Genomic DNA, 15828 nt, shown 5'->3' with positions numbered 1-15828 from the left:
TACTACAACCAGAGTTGGGATTAAACTCGTTCCTAGGCGGAATCTAGGAATCGAAAAAATGACGCTTCCCCTCCTGTTAACAACCCAACAATTATCCATTAAACCTCTCATTTCATTTCACCTTAAATGCTGAAAACCCCCCTATCTCAAATCCTAAAACCCAACTTTTCCTTGACGCCCTATTTATTTCTCTTCCCCGCCCTTTTTATCTTAGGATTAACCGTATTTTGGCCTGCCTTGCAAGCCTTTTATCTCAGCTTCACCCGCTATGGATATGATATAACCGAAGCCCCTAACTGGATTGGACTGGCCAACCTGCAACGCCTTTGGACCGACCCCATCTTTTGGGAAACCCTCCGCAACACCCTACTCTACCTCGCTTGCGTCGTTCCCATCCTCGTCATTGCACCCCTAGGACTTGCCATCCTAGTCAATGGAAAACTCCCCGGAATGAACTGGTTTAGAACTGCCTATTACACCCCAGTTGTTATTTCCATCGTCGTCGCTGGAATCGCCTGGAAATGGCTATATGCAGAAAACGGATTATTGAATCAAATCCTACAAACCCTGAAATTAGTTCAACCCGGTTCAGGCATTCCCTGGCTAACTATTCCCGAACTTGCACTCTTTAGCGTCATGGCCGTAACTATTTGGAAAGGGCTAGGATATTACATGATGATTTACCTAGCCGGACTGCAATCTATTTCTCCAGAATTATACGAAGCTGCTGCTTTAGACGGGTCCGATGGGGCAAGAAAACACTGGGATATCACCGTTCCCTTAATGACCCCCTATCTCCTCTTAGTTGCCGTCATTTCCTCGATTTCCGCCACCAAAGTTTTTGAAGAAGTCTTCATCATGACCCAAGGCGGACCGAGAAATAGTTCTAAAACTATTGTTTACTATTTATATGAAAACGCATTTGAAGAGTTGGAAATTGGTTACGCCTGTAGCATTGGGCTAGTCCTGTTTTTAATGATTTTCATTCTTTCAATTTTAAGATTCATCGTCCCCACTCATAACAGAAACCTGGACTAAATTTCCGTTTCGTAGTAACGATTTGAGTCGTTATCCCAAGCCTATGGGGTAAAACACCCATTACTGTGATCACATCCTCATATATATCTTTAACGGATAATTACTCAGCATTAGATTTGGGAACCAGGTTGAGTATTTACCTACCCAAATTTTCTACTGAGGAACCCGCCTCAATAGAATATTCCAGAGAACGGGGGTTGTCCAAACGCTTTGACGCATCTAAAATTTCCATACCCACCATATTTCCATCTGAGTCATAATCTATAATAACTCCAGGCTTTTCTTCGTCACTTTCTTCAATAACACTGGAAGTAAAAATAATTCGCAATGTATCAACTTCGGGATCATAGATAACTTTCATGACTACATCCAATATTTAGTAATTTTACTGGTGCGATAGGCGGTAATAACAACGGCTGGATCGATGTCATCTGCAACGATAACTCGAACCAAGTAGATTTTACTTCCGCCAAAATCTACTTGGGATTGATAGGCTTTTCTGCCCTCTTTTTCTTCAATGATTTGCTGAAGATTGTTTAAACCTGATTCTACCATATTTTGTTGAAGTCCTCGGCGCTGTAGTTCTTCTAAAGCATGGTTAGAGAATATGAAGTTCATAAGAGTCTAGCATAGGTTTGACGGTCACAGGCAGGTTTTAGGTGAAATGATTTTATTCTAGCTGAGATGTAGGGAAAATGGTTAGGTTAGTAGCTAAACAGTGAAGGCGTCCGCTTCTACCTTTTGAAAGCCTGCTATTCAACAAGAATCCATTCAGGTGAAGACTTATAGAGTTTCTTTCTTAAAACCGGCTTTCAAACTCGAATAGGGCGCGATTATTGTTATCAAAATCGGTAGAACCGCGTAATATTATTTGGTCGTTAATGCGGTAACGAATACTGAATTGATTGGGGCTGTCATCAATTAAAATACGTTCTAAAGAGGCGGATAGGTTGCGGGTGATATCGACTCCGGCTTCTACTTCTAAGGCAAAGCGATCGCCGCTGCGTTCATCGACGAGGGCGGGTCCGACGCGGAATTCACTCAGTCCTAATGCATCGCCGATCGCATCTTGGACGTCTCCGAGAAGGGTTGTGCCCGCAATATTAGCGAGGGCTAAGGTGGTATTTCCTTGTCCAAAGGTATTGATAAATCCACCCCCAATTAATCCTACAATTTCTTGTTCGGTTCTGGCGGGTTCGCTGGTGAGTTCTAAGTTGTCATTTAACTGGGATGCGAACCCATCAACGCGGGCTAAAACTCGCACGCTTCTGACTCGACCCACGTTGGTATCGATCGCCTCGTTGACTTCGGAGGAGGTGGCAACGCTGACTAAATTTCCCCGAACTTCTGGGACAGTTGCCATTAATCTAACATCCACATAAGGATCTAAGGTCCCCTCAAAAATAGCAACATTATCATAGCCGCGCATTAACCTAAATTGGGTCGTAAATAAGTTGATTTCTCCCCGTTCTAGGGTAATGGTTCCCCGTGGTATCAAGTCTTCTAAATAGCCATTAATGGTTAAATCCCCGACGGCTAAAAAACTTAATAGGGGAGGACTTTCAACTTGTAAATTTTTACCCAAAATAACTCGCAATTCATTAAATTCAAAGCCTGCTTCTGCCTCAGTTTCGGTTGTTGTCGTCGCTGTAGTAGCAGTGGCTTCGGGTTCGGTGGGTAAGAGAACTTGTCCATTAGACAGGATAATTTCACCGCCGATTTGGGGTTCTAAGGCAGTGCCTGTAATCAAAACTTGTCCCTGAACTCCGCCTTCATAGAGTCCTTTAAAATTCACGGCAAGTTCATTTAAGGAAACGGTTAAAGGATTATTGGCAACTTCGGTATCAATGGTACTTAGAGGAATCGATATGGGGAGGATTCCAGCAGCAGCAATGGTCCCGTTGCTGAAGACGCCTTGAATGCCTTCGACTAGGATGCGATCGCTCTCAAATCGGGCGGTTCCTGTAACATTAGTAATCGGTTCGGGTAAGGCAGCGGAGTTAATTGTGGCATTTTCAATCTTCGCCTCTCCTTGGGCGACTAACTCCTCTATTTCTCCACTGTCTGGGTTTAGGGTTCCTCTCGCTTGGAAGCTGACTCTACCCGTTCCATCCACCCATTCTACCTGTTGTTCTGAGAGGATATTTACCAGGGTTAAGCCTTCATTTTGGATGTCCACATCGAGACTAATCTCATCGTTTCCTGGGGCAGGAGGGAGAGGAACACTGGCGTTGACTTGGAAGGTTTCTGGGGCAATGCTGCTGAAATTGAGGCGGGAATTACTAAAGCTAAACCCCCCTCGGACTGAGGGAATATCTTCCCCATTAATTGTGCCATCGATTAAAGACACTTCACCGATCGCCTGGGGATTTACCACAGTTCCCGCTAGGTTGGCGCGGACATTAATTAATCCATCAACCTCAAAATTAGGAGGAAGTTCTACAAAATCCCGAATCAAATAAGCTGGTAACTGTTCAACCCGTAACTGTCCCGACTGGGTTTCTCCTCCGAGAGTCCCCGTAAAGGCGATCGTACTCCCTTCGGCCTCAATTCGCAAGGGCAGGAAAGTCACCGCCCCCTCAGCGACATTTCCGCGAATTCTGACGCGATTAATATCTAAAGTGCGGCCTTCTTGACGCACAACCTCGCCTCCAATAATTGCCGGATAGGGGGTTTGGGTAAACCAAGTTAAATTTTCTCCTTGGATATCAAACCCGCCCTCTACGCCCGTCTCGACAGAACCGGCAAAGGTAATCTCACCGCCGAGAATGCCTCGAATATCCACCCGTTCCGGGATGCCTGGGGCTTGTTGTGCCCGGGCGTTGAGTTGCACAAGCTGACTAATTTCAGAAAACCGTCGCAGTTGGGCAATCAGGGAGGTGTCCGGGAGTCCGACATCTACGGGTTGCACTGTTTCAGGAGTGGCATATTCCGGGCGTTGTAGCCCCCGTTGCAAGTCGGCGACGGTAAAAATTTGTAGGGTCTGAAGTATATCTTCAACTTGACCCCGGACCACTTCAATTCGCCCTTCAAAATTGGGGTCGTCATCCAAGACAGCCTTCGCTTGGATTAAATACTCACTTTGTCCAAACCGTAACGCCCCGCCATTTAAGGTCCCGACCCCATCGGCAAAGGAAATCTCACCGACGATTTCGTTAAACTGGACGACTCCAAGGCTAGGTTGGCGGATTTCGAGTTGGGCAGTTGCTGCCTGGGTATCTAGGTTAACTTGACCCTGGGTGAAGAGTAAACCCCCCACGGGTCCTTGTTCTGGGGGAATAACCACATTGAGAATGGCAAGGGGAAATTGTGAGATTTCAAAATTGAGGAGATTGCCGTTATCAATTGTCCCTTCAGCTACCGCTTCCCCTGCTTGTACTAAGAAGGATTCCGGGAAAAAGTTTTCATCCAGGGTAACGGAAATGGCATCCTGACTTCCCTCAATTGCAATTTGTACCTCATCGGAATTGACACGAATCGGTCCAGTTAAGACGGGTTCAAATTCTAAGGTAGACAGGGCAAATTGGTCGAGTCGCACATCCCCAATGACATTGATATCAAAGGGTGAAGGTTGGGGGGACTGAGGCGCAGTTCCGGTAATTTGTCCGGCAAAATTCACAGTTCCAGCAATGAAGGGTGGCAGGGGTTCCCCGGTTGCGGTTTCCGTGGGGAGGTTGGCAAGGGGTAGGGGTAATCCGGCTAGATTAAAGTCAGTGACATTCAGGTTAAAGTCAAATCCGGTGACTTGCGGGGCTTGAATTCCAGCGACATCTACGAACACTGTACCCTGGGCGGTTAATCCCGGGGCTGATATTTGGGAGACTTCTAAACGGTTCCCTGTCCATTGGAAAGCGCTGGTTAGGGGGGAAATGCTGGCGGCAAAGGGGGATAAAGGGGAGTTAGGACTCAGAGAGTCTAAGATGAGTTCTGCCTCTCCTGTGGCGCGAATATCGGCCAATTCAAAAGAATCAGCGGTTCCCGCGAGGCTGATGCTTCCGGTGGAGAGGGCGAGGGGTTCTTGCAAGTTTGGGGCAAAGGCATTTAGGGGAAGTTCTGATGCCTGTAAGACGGCATTCCAGGTTCCGCCATCTAACCCAAAGGTGCTGGTGACAGTTCCTCCAGCCACTCGTAATCGGGCATCTCCGGATACATCCAAATTCTGGGGTTGTAATTGGGCGATATTGCCATCGATGCGGAAGTCGGCATTGGCGAGTTCCACCCACACGGGTAAGTCTGGGGCGAGTTGATTGACTTGGATGCCGGTGGAGTTGACGAAGGCACTCACATTGCCGTTATTTAATGTAGCATCTGCTTGTATGCGACCGTTGGCAAGGGCGAGTTGTGCTTCGGCAGTGGCGGTGATTCCGGCAGGGGTGAAGGCGGTGATACTTCCGGCTAATCCCACTCGACTATCAGAGATTTGGAGGTTTGGGTTGAGATTGGGGGCGAATTGATTTAAGCCGAAGTCATCGGCGAGGAGGGTAGCCTGGAATTGTCCATTTCGCAGGAATCCTTCTCCGGTAACTGCGGCATTGGAGACGAGTAACTGGAATTGGGTTGTGGCATCCAGGTTAAGGGGGTTGAAGTTAGTGAGGTTGGCGCGAACGGTGGTTTTCGCCGAGGCGATCGCCACCGGAATCCCCAATTCCGGCGCAAACTGATTCCCATCAATGCCGGTGGCATTAATTACCGTTGTGAGTTGACCCTTCTGAACCGTACCCGTTCCGGTGAGATTGCCATTGGCAAGGGCGAGTTGTAATTCCGCCTGGGCATCAATGCCTTGAAGTTCCAACGCCTTAATCTGGCCCGATGCCGCCAATCGTCCGTCCCCAATCCGTAAGGTTTTGGGTAAATTTTGGGCCAATTGACTGCCCTGAATGTTTTTTGTAGTCACCAATGCGTTAAATTGTCCATTGCGGACTGTAGCAGTTGCCACGCCTCGGGCATCGGCTACATCCAGATTGGCATTCAAAGTGAGGTTTAAGGCCCGGGGTTCTAAGGTGGCAAGATTCCCGGAAACGGCCAAATTGCCCTGATTCACAACAACGGGGACAGGTAACGGGATTAAAGGATTAACAGCAATGCGATCGCCGGTTACCGTGGCGGAGAACAGTCCTTGATTTACACGCCCCTCCCCTTGCAGACTGCCTCCCGGGGTTTCTAATCTCACTTGCCCTGTAGCATTCACCGTCTCGGGACCGACATTGGCGAGATTCCCCCGCGCTATCACTTGACCCTGCTGGAGTTGGATTCCCGCCAGGTTTGGATTGAGTTGTGCTAAGGCTAATTCCGCCCCATTCACCGTCGCCTCAAATTGGCCGCGAGTCACCGTAGAACGGGCCGTGACTGTCCCTTCCAACAGTTGTACCTCACCTTCCAAATTGGCATTAATATCTTCCGGGGCAAAACTCCCAAACCGTCCCGTTGCCGTTATTCTTCCTCGTCCCAGCGTGATGGGAACCGCAGCATCCGTCGCCCCAGGAACACCGGATAAAGGACTACTCACAATTGACCCTCGAAAATTACCGTTTTGCAGTCTAGCGTCGGCCACTGCGGTTCCGTTAGCGAGATTCAATCGAAGTTCTGTGGTGGCATTGAGGGTATCGGGCGTGAGATTAGCTAAATTTCCGGCAATATTAACTCGACCTTGGGCAAGTTGGACCGGCAGGGGTAAGACACCGGGAAAGAGGCGATCGAGTTGCAGGTTATCCGCAGTGAGAGTGCCTTGGAGGTTGCCTCGGCGAACGGTAGCATTGGCATTCAGGGGAGCACCGGCAATATTGAGGTTAAATTGACCAGTCGCATTCACGCCGTTGAGTTCCAAAGTATCCAAGGTGCCCGTCACCGTTCCTTGACCATTGGCAACATTGACAGGACCCGGTAAGTTAGGACCGAGGAAGGGTTCTAAAGGAACATTGGACGCATTGAAACTGGCATCAAAAGCCCCATTCACCAATCGCCCATCCAGGGTAACCGGCGCATTTCCAACCCGTAACTGAATTTGCGTCGTGGCTAAAATATCCTCGGGATTTAAACTAGGTTCAACTCCTGATAAGTCTGCCGAGAGATTCACCCGCCCGGTTGTGAGAACCACCGGCAGGGTTTCCGGTTGGGGAAGGAAAGGCGCTAAGGGGATTTCCGAGGCATTGAGGGTGGCGATTAATTGACCGTTGTTGAGTTGACTGTTGGCGGTGAGGGGATTTCCGCCTACATTCAGTTGCACTTGACTGTTAGCCGCGATCGCACTTAAGGCCAAATTCTCCAAATTCCCCGACAGATTCACCCGTCCTTGGGCGATCGCCACCGGGACCGGCAGGAGTCCGGGGGCCAGGGAATCTACGGTGAATCCTGCCGTAGTCGCAATGACCTCAAACTCCCCCTTATTTAATCCCGCATCCGCATTTACTGTTCCCCCGGGAGTCTGTAACTCACCCTGGACGGTTGCTTGGAGATTGTTCGGGTCTAAAGTTCCCGCCAAAGTGCCACCCAGGGTCAGATTCGCCGTGGGTAGGGTTGTGGGAACTGCCAAATTAGGGATAAATGTTCCTAAATTCACTTGGGAAGCTTTGACATTCGCCTGCCATTGGCCGTTATTCACTGTAGCATCGGCAGTGAGAGTTTCCACCCCGGGAGTCTCCACCGAGGACCGGGCGATCACGGCTAGTTCGTTGGCATTGAGGTCAAGGTTGCCTTCTGCTTGAACTCGGGCGGTTAAAATCGCTGGAATTGCAGGAGGGGCAGTCGGTCCCGGTGTCCCGAGTTTAGTGAGATCCACTCCTTGGGCGTTGACAAAGGCACGCCATCGGTCATCGGTGAGACTCCCATTGGCTGTCACAGTGCCTCCAGCGACTTGAAAGCGGGCATTGGGAACGACCACCGTATCGGAGAGAACAATAATTTCCCCTTGACCGGGATAGGTTGCTTGAGGTAACTCCCACTGAATTAACGTGGTCGGACTTTCTGGGGATCCGGTAATTTTAGCCGTGGCATTGGCCGAACCGAGGACAAGGGGGAGGGGGGATTCTAGGTAAGGTTGGGCGATCGCATCGGCGGGAATATTTCGCGCCTCAATTTCCAAAGCGAGGGCCTGCATGGGTTCTAGGGGAATAATCCCCTTCCCAGTAATTTGGCCTCCCGCTAACGGTTGGGCCAGAAATTGGTTAACCGTGAGGGTACTTTGTTCCACGGCAATGGTCACATTGGCTTGCAGTACCCCCAACAGCACTTGGTCCACGGCGATCGGTTGCGTATTCTCCACCGCAGCATTCACAATCGGCGCTTCCAAGCGTCCCGTGAGTTGGATTTCCCCGGCCAATTCCCCTACAATATCTAAGGGGACATCGAGTTCCAAGGTCTTAATAAACTCCTCGGTACTCACGGGCAAAATTTCAATTCCTAACTTGTATTCTCCTTCTCCGGCGGTATCAATGACCCCTTGAGCCTTAGCGGGAATTGTCCCATAAAAAGCACTGGCATTTTCAAACCCGACACTTAACTCGGAAAAGCGCAATAAACCCCGCCCTTGAGTCAGGTCTTGGGGTAACCCCACTAACTGTCCATGAATATCCCAAAAACTGGCAACCCCTTGCCATCCAAATAACTCTTCATTACTCAAATGAATTGTCAAATTAGCATTTAATCTACCTTGATAGGCCACCAAGGGTAAATTAGGAATTAACGGGATCACATCTGGGGCATTCAGATTATTTCCCTGAATTCGTAAGCGCGTTTCTGTGCTTTCTAGTTGGGTTTCTCCACTCACCACCAAGTTGGGATTAGGACCGCGTTTCCCTTGAATTTCTACCCGGGGATTGGCCCGGACTTGATAGGCTACCCGAGTTTGGTCATCCAAAAACTTAGCATCCCCTTCGACATTTTCGATCGCCAGGGACCGAGGCGGGGGTACCGTTTCTAAATTTTCAATTTCTGCCCGCAGTCCCGGAGAAGGCACCAACACCAAAAGTCCCGACTCGAAGCGAATCGCGTCTACCTGAATCTTGATTGGACCGGGTTCATCATCACTGGGATGCAGGGTGGTTTCTAACCATACTCCGTCCCGATTTTGTTCCAAATAAATATCCGGTGCAACCAAGTTAATATCTAAAGCAAGGGTGCGACTTTGTAAGAACTTCCAGAGATTAAAGGAGACCTCTACCTTTTCAATCGTGGCGCGATCGGGATCCGTGGAAGTCGCAGGAACACTGGATTTCCCCAGGTTAATAGTAGAGAGGGAGAAGCCGGTGACCGGACCCACCGCAACCGGGCGCTTAATGAGCTTCGTGAGTTCTTCGCTAACCAGGGGGGAGAGTTTATTCATCACGAAATACCACCCATAGACCGCACCGGCGGCCCCCCCAACAAGCAAGAGAGCACCGACAGTCAGGCTGGTCTTTTTGAGTAGCGGACCCCAGGGACGGGAGGGAGTCCGAGGATCGGGCTTAGGTTGGGGAGAGTTGGGGGAGTGGGTCATCTGGTGATATCAACAGCGCTTAATCTACATACACTGCGAGACTTGATGGTTTCGCCGGAATAAACTGCGTAAAATCCAAATCCCCCAATTTTAACGGAAGACTTTCGCAGGAAATGGGTGATTTCTATCCCAAGGAGTCAAACCCAGGAGACTTGAGACTCATCCGATGTAGCTTTAGACTGGGTAAAGACTCGGGTTGATTCGGGCAAAGAGTGGGAGGGTTGATTTTTTACTTTAATCTAAGGGGTTTCGTCTGCCGTCTACCTAGAGGATAGTCCCTAGACAGATCGCGCTCGCCCCGTCTTAAAGATAAACTACTCAAAGTTTAGAAATATCGTTTGAGCTTATGCGAGTATTCGTGTTACTCTTTAATCCCCGCACGGAGAATGAAGGGATCCACACCTTACGGATTGGCGATCGCAACACGATCCTGATGTTTGAGTCGGAAGATGACGCCACCCGTTATGCCCTGTTATTGGAGGCCCAGGATTTTGCTAGTCCCATTCCTGAACCCCTCGACTCAGAGGAGATTGAGGAATTTTGCCGGGATGCGGGGTATGACTCCAAACTGATCCATGAAGGAGAGTTAGCCATTCCCCCAGAAACGAATCTGGATGAACTGGACTGGCAACCGGAGACCCCGAAACCCGAGGATGATAATTTGCCCCAGTCAGAACTCGATCGCATTCGTCGGCAGTTGGAAGGATTGCTCTAAATCGGTACTTTTTTCGTTCAGGGTAGCGCCTTCTGCGCTCCCTGCTCTATCAGGGGAGGGCCGGTCAAAGGCTTTCCCCGGGCCGATCGCCATTGGGTGAGGGAGATTAGCGCTGTTTTGGTCCAAGCCGCCTCCCGAACCCCATCCTAAGTGCCCATCCAGAATTTCTAATTATTCACTACCTATGGCTTAATCATGACAAACTTGGAGGAACGGGGACATCTACTTACAGAGCAGGTGAATCCCAGTAGCGCAAATCTCGACCGACTCAGTTCCCTGGAATTGGTGGATCTATTTAACCAGGAGGATGCCAAAACCTTAGCGGCGATCGCCAGCGCCCGGACTCAACTCGCCCAAGCGATTGACCTCGCCGCAGACAAACTCCGGCAAGGCGGACGTCTCTTTTATATTGGGGCCGGGACCAGTGGACGTCTCGGAGTCCTGGATGCTGCCGAATGTCCCCCCACCTTCTGCACACCCCCGGAAATGGTCCAGGGGATCATTGCTGGGGGTGCGGGAGCTTTAATCCGCAGTTCTGAGGACCTAGAAGACCGGGCCGAAGATGGGGAAGATGCGGTAGTCCGCCGCCACCTCACGGACTTAGATGTACTCGTGGGCATTACCGCAGGGGGGACCACGCCCTTTGTCCAAGGGGCGTTACAAGCGGCCCGTCGTCGGGGGACCAGTACAGTTTTTATCGCCTGTGTTCCAGCCGAACAGGTGGAGGTGCCGGTGGATATCGACATTCGCCTGCTGGTAGGGCCGGAAATTTTAGCCGGTTCCACCCGGTTAAAAGCGGGAACGGTGACCAAAATGGCCTTAAATATCCTCTCAACTGGGGTAATGGTCAAGCTCGGAAAGGTCTATGGTAACCGCATGGTTGATGTTTCGGTCACCAATAAAAAGCTCCAAGACCGCGCCTTGAGAATACTGGAAGATTTGACCGGATTGAGTCGCCAGGAGGCGGGGTTTCTGTTAGAAAAAAGCGGGAGATCGGTCAAACTAGCCTTAATCATGCATTGGACTCATCTCAACAAAGAAGAGGCTCAACAGTTGCTAGAAACTCATAACGGACAACTACGACTGGCGGTAGATAGCCTAAAAAACCTGGCCCCGTAAACCCCTAAAATCTTTCCCCCTCACGACCTCTCCAACCTGCTCACTTTGACGCTGAATTATTAATTGAGAACCCATGACAGATAGCTCACCTGAAATGTCCAAGCCCAATACAGAAGCGGCTTTATCCCCCGAAGAAATCGAAGATTTAATCCGATTACTGCGCCGTAAAGAAGGAAACTGGGTGGGCTGGGGAATGGCCTGCCAACGCTTACAAAAAGCCGGTTATAATTCCCAACAAATTTTTGAAGACACCGGCTTTGAGCAGATTCAACAAAATCAAATTATGGTGGGTTATCAAGTTTATAACTCCATCATCGCCACTGGAGTTTCGGAAGATACTCAGGCGTATTTTAATCGCAAAGGTAGCGATATTCTTTATGAATTGCGCATCCTCAGTCAAGAAGAACGGGCTAAAGCTGCCGAGTTTATTGTAGGGAAAAACCTTGATGTTGACGAGACTCACGAACTTGTTAAAGCGATGAAAGATTTATCCCGACTCTCTAAAATTCCGGAAGCTTTTTCCACCCATCCTGGGGATGCTGTCGCCTATCAATGTTGGAAACTGGCGCGTCAAAAATCCGATTTCCAAGAGCGATCGCGCTTAATTGCCCGAGGATTATCTTTCGCCCATACAGTCACTGCCCGTAAACAAGTTGAACAACTGCTCACCGATTTTACCGTCACCTCGACTCGATCTGCACCCACCCTATCCGTTTACCGTTTAGAATCCGCTGAAGAACTGCCTAAAATCCTCCCCGTTGTCGGCAGAATGCCCCTTACCGTGGAAGATTTACAAGCAGTTCCCCTGATTGAACCTGAAGAACCCTTTGGCATCGTCAAATCCTCTGGAAATGCCGCCTGGGTTCCCGTTCCCAGTTGGCAAGTTCTCTTACGCGCCGAGGACCCAGTGACGATCCTTTGGCATAGCGATGATTTACCGATTGACCTACCGGGAAAAGCGGAAGAAGTTCTCGTTTTAGTCGATCGCGCTGCCCGCCAATGGGACCCGAATGGGTATTTTTTGTGGGAAGAAAATGGAAAACTCAAAATGCAGTGGTTTGAACAAGAACCGGAGATTAAATTTCTCGGTCAAGTGTTGTTAGTGCTGCGTCCTAAGAAATTTTTTGATGAAGATTTCACTAAGGAAATGTGGCAAATGGATGAATAAAACCCCACACCCTCAAGGGTGGGGCTATAGGGACCAAGCCCGCCTGCGCGGGCTAATTTTCCTCTCTTGCACACCGATAAAGTTGATAGGGAATTCCTAGCCGATAATACTGACTAGGGTCAAGATTACAGAGGCGATCGCCTAACATCAATTGAGGCGGATATTCTCGCTGACGCAAACCCGGGGCCACAATCCATAAATTAACCGCAGAAGGCGGTATTTTTGAGATTTTAGCCAGATTTTCCCAGACGGATTGATAACTGGGCGATCGCATCATAAATGCCCATCCCGTCTCGGGTGAATTCCGGGTTCGGATTTTATCTAATTCCAAAGCAAAACTTAACCCCAAAGCCACCTCTTGCATATTCTCATATCCCACCACCACCACCAAGGGAACCGACGGTTCTAAATTGAGCTGGTGCGCTACCCCTGCGGGATCATAAGACTTTTGAAATACCCAATTTGACACCACAAAAATACTACTGATCAGCCCCACAATTAGAAAACTGGGAATTAAATACGAACCTGCACCCTGAAGGGTGGGGCTATACGGAGGAAGCCAGCGGGCGCGGGCTAAGATAGGAAATCGACTGTTAGCAAGCGGATTTGAAAGAACCGGCGCAGACGGGTTTGTTTCTTCTCTCCCCACAGGTTTCATGCTCAAACTCGCGCCCAATAATGCACAAATTCCCGGATAATAGATAAAGTGGTAGCGCACAGCGGAAGTAATATCTTTCCCAAACCCATAAACAATTGTCAAATATTCTAATAAAACAACTGCTGTAAAAAATAGTAAGCTTAGACCCAAAAATCGGGTATTTGGGCTTTTAAAAAGGGCTTTAATTCCAGGAGTAATAGAAAGTAAAAAATACCCGGACCATAGCAGCATGAAAACCACCGAAGGAATAACTATCCACAGGGGTTGATTTTCTACCGGGAATGCCACAATCATCACTAACCAACCAGCTAAGGTTTGAAAAATCGGCGCTATACTATCTACCCATGATGGTTCAAAGGGTTTAAACCAATCGGTTTCGGGACGGTTGAAATGGTTGTGCAGGGTGGGTAACCAAGGGAGATAAAACAACAAGGGCAGCAAACTATACCCCCCCAAACTCAGCCAAGTTACCATCCCTTTAGCCAGTTCAGGGGAGCTTTGTTGCTGTAGTCCCAGTCTTCCAGGATGCAGATATTTCCCCAAACTTAACGCTAAAATCGTCAATAATTCAGCGACCCAAGCTAACAAGAAAAAATAGTGGGTGTAAAGTCCTAATGTATTAAAAATTGCCCAACTGATTCCCACCCAAGGGCGAATTGTTTCCCGATGATGTAAATCTTTTTGAATCTGAATCAATCCCATCAGGGATAAAATAACTAATAGCATCGGTAGGGTATAATGGCGTGCCTCCTGGGAGAGATAAACGGCAAAGGGAGAGACTGCCATTACTGCCGCACCCATGACCCCTGCTTGCCGAGAAAAGGCGATGCGATTTAATCCATACATCGCAGCGATCGCCCCCACGCCAAACCATGCCGAGAGCGATCTCGTTTGCCATATCCAAGACCCCCAATCGCCCCTCAACCATCCATGAGTTAAGCAAAAAAACAGCGGGGGATGAGTCGATTCCCTTGCCACTGTTTCGGCAATTTGTCCACAACTAGAACTTGAATTTAAACGGAAAATATCAACAAATTGTGCTAAAGGAAAAACTGCATCTAACGGAATCTTCTCATAACTTTGTCCCAAACTAAATAACCCGGTGAGAATTTCATCTAACCAGATGGGTTTAGCCTCTAATTGGGCAAACCGCAGGACAGTACCCAGAATGAGGATACCCGCTAAACTTAAATAAGGTCGATACCTGTGCATTTGTCAGCCAGTTTTAGATTCATCCAGTTCTGACCCCTATTTTAGTCCTACTTTGTGATTAATTTAGGTTTTCCGATAAACTCAGCGATTTCTGTTACTAACCAGTCTTGCTCCATTTTACTAAGCCGGGAACCAAAAAAATAAGTCTTCACTCCGCCCTCTTGTAAGGCACAGATGAAGGTACGGCACTTTTTCAGGTCGACAGAGATTTGATAGACTTCTACCTGGGAGATATTCTCAATATTTCCGTCAAATTTGTATTTAATTCCTAGAAAATTTGAAGTAATAGTAAACTTATTTTTAGTAAACTCTAAGTAGTTGAAAGCATAAATATCCCAAAATAAAGAGATTAATCCAAAAATAATAATTAAAAAAAACGGTAGGCCAATAATTCCTATTAAAGATGTTCTAAAACTAATTAAAATAAAATGCCCTAAAATTTTGAAGATTATTAATACAAAAACCCATAAAATTATATGCTCATATTTGAAACCATCCCCAGGAATAGAGATTTTAATCCTACTCTGATCTTTCTGCAACACAACGCGACTCCCAGCCGGTTGGAGATTACCGGGCGATCGCGGCGCAATTCGTTCCCGTTTTCCTTGCAATTCTGCTAAAGCTTCAGCAGCAGACTTGAATCTATCTTCGATGACGGGTTCTAATAAATTATCTAACCAATCGGCAAACTCTGGAGTGATTTTGACATAGGGACGAAAATCAAGTTTCATCCGTTTTTCGGGAAAATCTGCTGGGTCTTTATGGGTTAATAAAAACAACAATGTTGCACCCAATCCATATAAATCCGTCGGCGGTTTAGCTTGCCCTCGAAACTGTTCCGGGGCCATATAGCCATAAGTCCCAACGATGGTACTGCCACTGGTGAAGGTATGGCGATAGGTATCTTGAACGGCCCCAAAATCCACTAAAAATACTTTACCATCGGACTGACGAATAATATTTTGGGGTTTAATATCGCGATGGACAACAGGAGGGGTGAGTTGATGCAAATACACCAGGATTTCTAAGAGTTGTTTGGCAATCTCTCTCACCTCCAATTCTGTTGGACGCCATCCACTTTTTACCCAGTCTTGCAACGATTGACCCGGGGCAATTTCTTGGACAATGTAAAAGCGGCGATCGCCCTCTATATCCAGTTGGAAATAGTCCAGATACTTGGGAATTCCTAGATGATCCAGTTGGGCTAAAACCTTACCTTCCCGTTCAAAGAGTTCCAACGCTTTCCAGTCTTTCAACTGTCGCAGGGATAAGACTTTAATGGCGACTTGTTGGGCAAGATTCAAGTCATCGGCGGCATAAGTTGTGGCAATTCCGCCTTCTCCTAACAGGTCAAGAATCTGATAGCGGTCCTTGATGAGGTCTCCAGGTTGGTGCATGGGTTTTCGCCTCTCTTGCTTATCGGCTGTTTTCTAAAGCCAGAGCGAATC

9 protein-coding genes are annotated in these 15828 nt (G+C 48.3%); 4 read left to right on the top strand and 5 right to left on the bottom strand.

The window, feature by feature from the left end; all coding sequences use genetic code 11:
• Positions 1-126 precede the first annotated feature (126 nt).
• Complete coding sequence (locus NG796_RS12970) at positions 127-1038, top strand: carbohydrate ABC transporter permease (protein ID WP_261207244.1); 912 nt, start codon at positions 127-129, stop codon at positions 1036-1038.
• Positions 1039-1174: 136 nt separating this feature from the next.
• Here NG796_RS12970 and NG796_RS12965 read toward each other — a convergent pair whose 3' ends face one another.
• The 3 genes from NG796_RS12965 to NG796_RS12955 form a co-directional block, all read right to left on the bottom strand.
• Positions 1175-1399: a DUF2283 domain-containing protein gene (locus tag NG796_RS12965; RefSeq protein ID WP_261207243.1), complete on the bottom strand. Its 225-nt coding sequence runs from the start codon at positions 1397-1399 to the stop codon at positions 1175-1177.
• A 2-nt stretch (positions 1400-1401) separates the two neighbouring features.
• The gene (locus tag NG796_RS12960) at positions 1402-1656 is read right to left on the bottom strand and encodes a DUF4258 domain-containing protein (protein ID WP_261207242.1); all 255 of its coding nucleotides are present in this window, start codon (positions 1654-1656) and stop codon (positions 1402-1404) included.
• A 181-nt stretch (positions 1657-1837) separates the two neighbouring features.
• Positions 1838-9508, bottom strand: a complete 7671-nt coding sequence (locus NG796_RS12955; RefSeq protein WP_261207241.1) for a translocation/assembly module TamB — start codon at positions 9506-9508, stop codon at positions 1838-1840.
• 346 nt (positions 9509-9854) lie between these two features.
• Here NG796_RS12955 and NG796_RS12950 point away from each other — a divergent pair, with 346 nt between their 5' ends.
• From NG796_RS12950 to NG796_RS12940, 3 genes are all read left to right on the top strand, one after another.
• Positions 9855-10223, top strand: coding sequence for a DUF3110 domain-containing protein (locus tag NG796_RS12950; RefSeq protein WP_261207240.1), 369 nt, complete (start codon positions 9855-9857; stop codon positions 10221-10223).
• 195 nt (positions 10224-10418) lie between these two features.
• Positions 10419-11342 carry an N-acetylmuramic acid 6-phosphate etherase gene (gene murQ, locus NG796_RS12945; RefSeq protein WP_261207239.1) on the top strand — a complete coding sequence of 308 codons (924 nt, stop codon included), beginning with the start codon at positions 10419-10421 and terminating at the stop codon, positions 11340-11342.
• Positions 11343-11415: 73 nt separating this feature from the next.
• The gene (locus NG796_RS12940; RefSeq protein ID WP_261207238.1) at positions 11416-12510 is read left to right on the top strand and encodes a RuBisCO accumulation factor 1; all 1095 of its coding nucleotides are present in this window, start codon (positions 11416-11418) and stop codon (positions 12508-12510) included.
• A gap of 52 nt (positions 12511-12562) precedes the next feature.
• Here the strand turns inward: NG796_RS12940 and NG796_RS12935 are convergent, their stop codons facing one another.
• A complete protein-coding gene (locus NG796_RS12935; RefSeq protein ID WP_261207237.1) occupies positions 12563-14380 on the bottom strand; it encodes a glycosyltransferase family 39 protein in 1818 nt (605 codons plus the stop codon).
• Between the two features lie 47 nt (positions 14381-14427).
• The gene (locus NG796_RS12930) at positions 14428-15777 is read right to left on the bottom strand and encodes a serine/threonine protein kinase (RefSeq protein ID WP_261207236.1); all 1350 of its coding nucleotides are present in this window, start codon (positions 15775-15777) and stop codon (positions 14428-14430) included.
• Positions 15778-15828: the final 51 nt, after the last annotated feature.

Origin of the sequence: Laspinema sp. D2d, assembly GCF_025370755.1 — a bacterium.
In the GTDB taxonomy this organism is placed as follows: Bacteria; Cyanobacteriota; Cyanobacteriia; order Cyanobacteriales; family Laspinemataceae; genus Laspinema.
The sequence above is the reverse complement of the archived record's forward strand: the minus strand, read 5'-3'. Positions and strand labels throughout refer to the sequence as shown.

What these genes read in the sequence shown, in the direction of transcription:
- NG796_RS12970 (WP_261207244.1), top strand. Translation starts at nt 127, where the DNA reads ATGCTGAAAACCCCCCTATCTCAAATCCTAAAACCCAACTTTTCCTTG.
- NG796_RS12965 (WP_261207243.1), bottom strand. Translation starts at nt 1,399, where the DNA reads ATGAAAGTTATCTATGATCCCGAAGTTGATACATTGCGAATTATTTTT.
- NG796_RS12955 (WP_261207241.1), bottom strand. Translation starts at nt 9,508, where the DNA reads ATGACCCACTCCCCCAACTCTCCCCAACCTAAGCCCGATCCTCGGACT.
- NG796_RS12960 (WP_261207242.1), bottom strand. Translation starts at nt 1,656, where the DNA reads ATGAACTTCATATTCTCTAACCATGCTTTAGAAGAACTACAGCGCCGA.
- NG796_RS12950 (WP_261207240.1), top strand. Translation starts at nt 9,855, where the DNA reads ATGCGAGTATTCGTGTTACTCTTTAATCCCCGCACGGAGAATGAAGGG.
- murQ (WP_261207239.1), top strand. Translation starts at nt 10,419, where the DNA reads ATGACAAACTTGGAGGAACGGGGACATCTACTTACAGAGCAGGTGAAT.
- NG796_RS12940 (WP_261207238.1), top strand. Translation starts at nt 11,416, where the DNA reads ATGACAGATAGCTCACCTGAAATGTCCAAGCCCAATACAGAAGCGGCT.
- NG796_RS12930 (WP_261207236.1), bottom strand. Translation starts at nt 15,777, where the DNA reads ATGCACCAACCTGGAGACCTCATCAAGGACCGCTATCAGATTCTTGAC.
- NG796_RS12935 (WP_261207237.1), bottom strand. Translation starts at nt 14,380, where the DNA reads ATGCACAGGTATCGACCTTATTTAAGTTTAGCGGGTATCCTCATTCTG.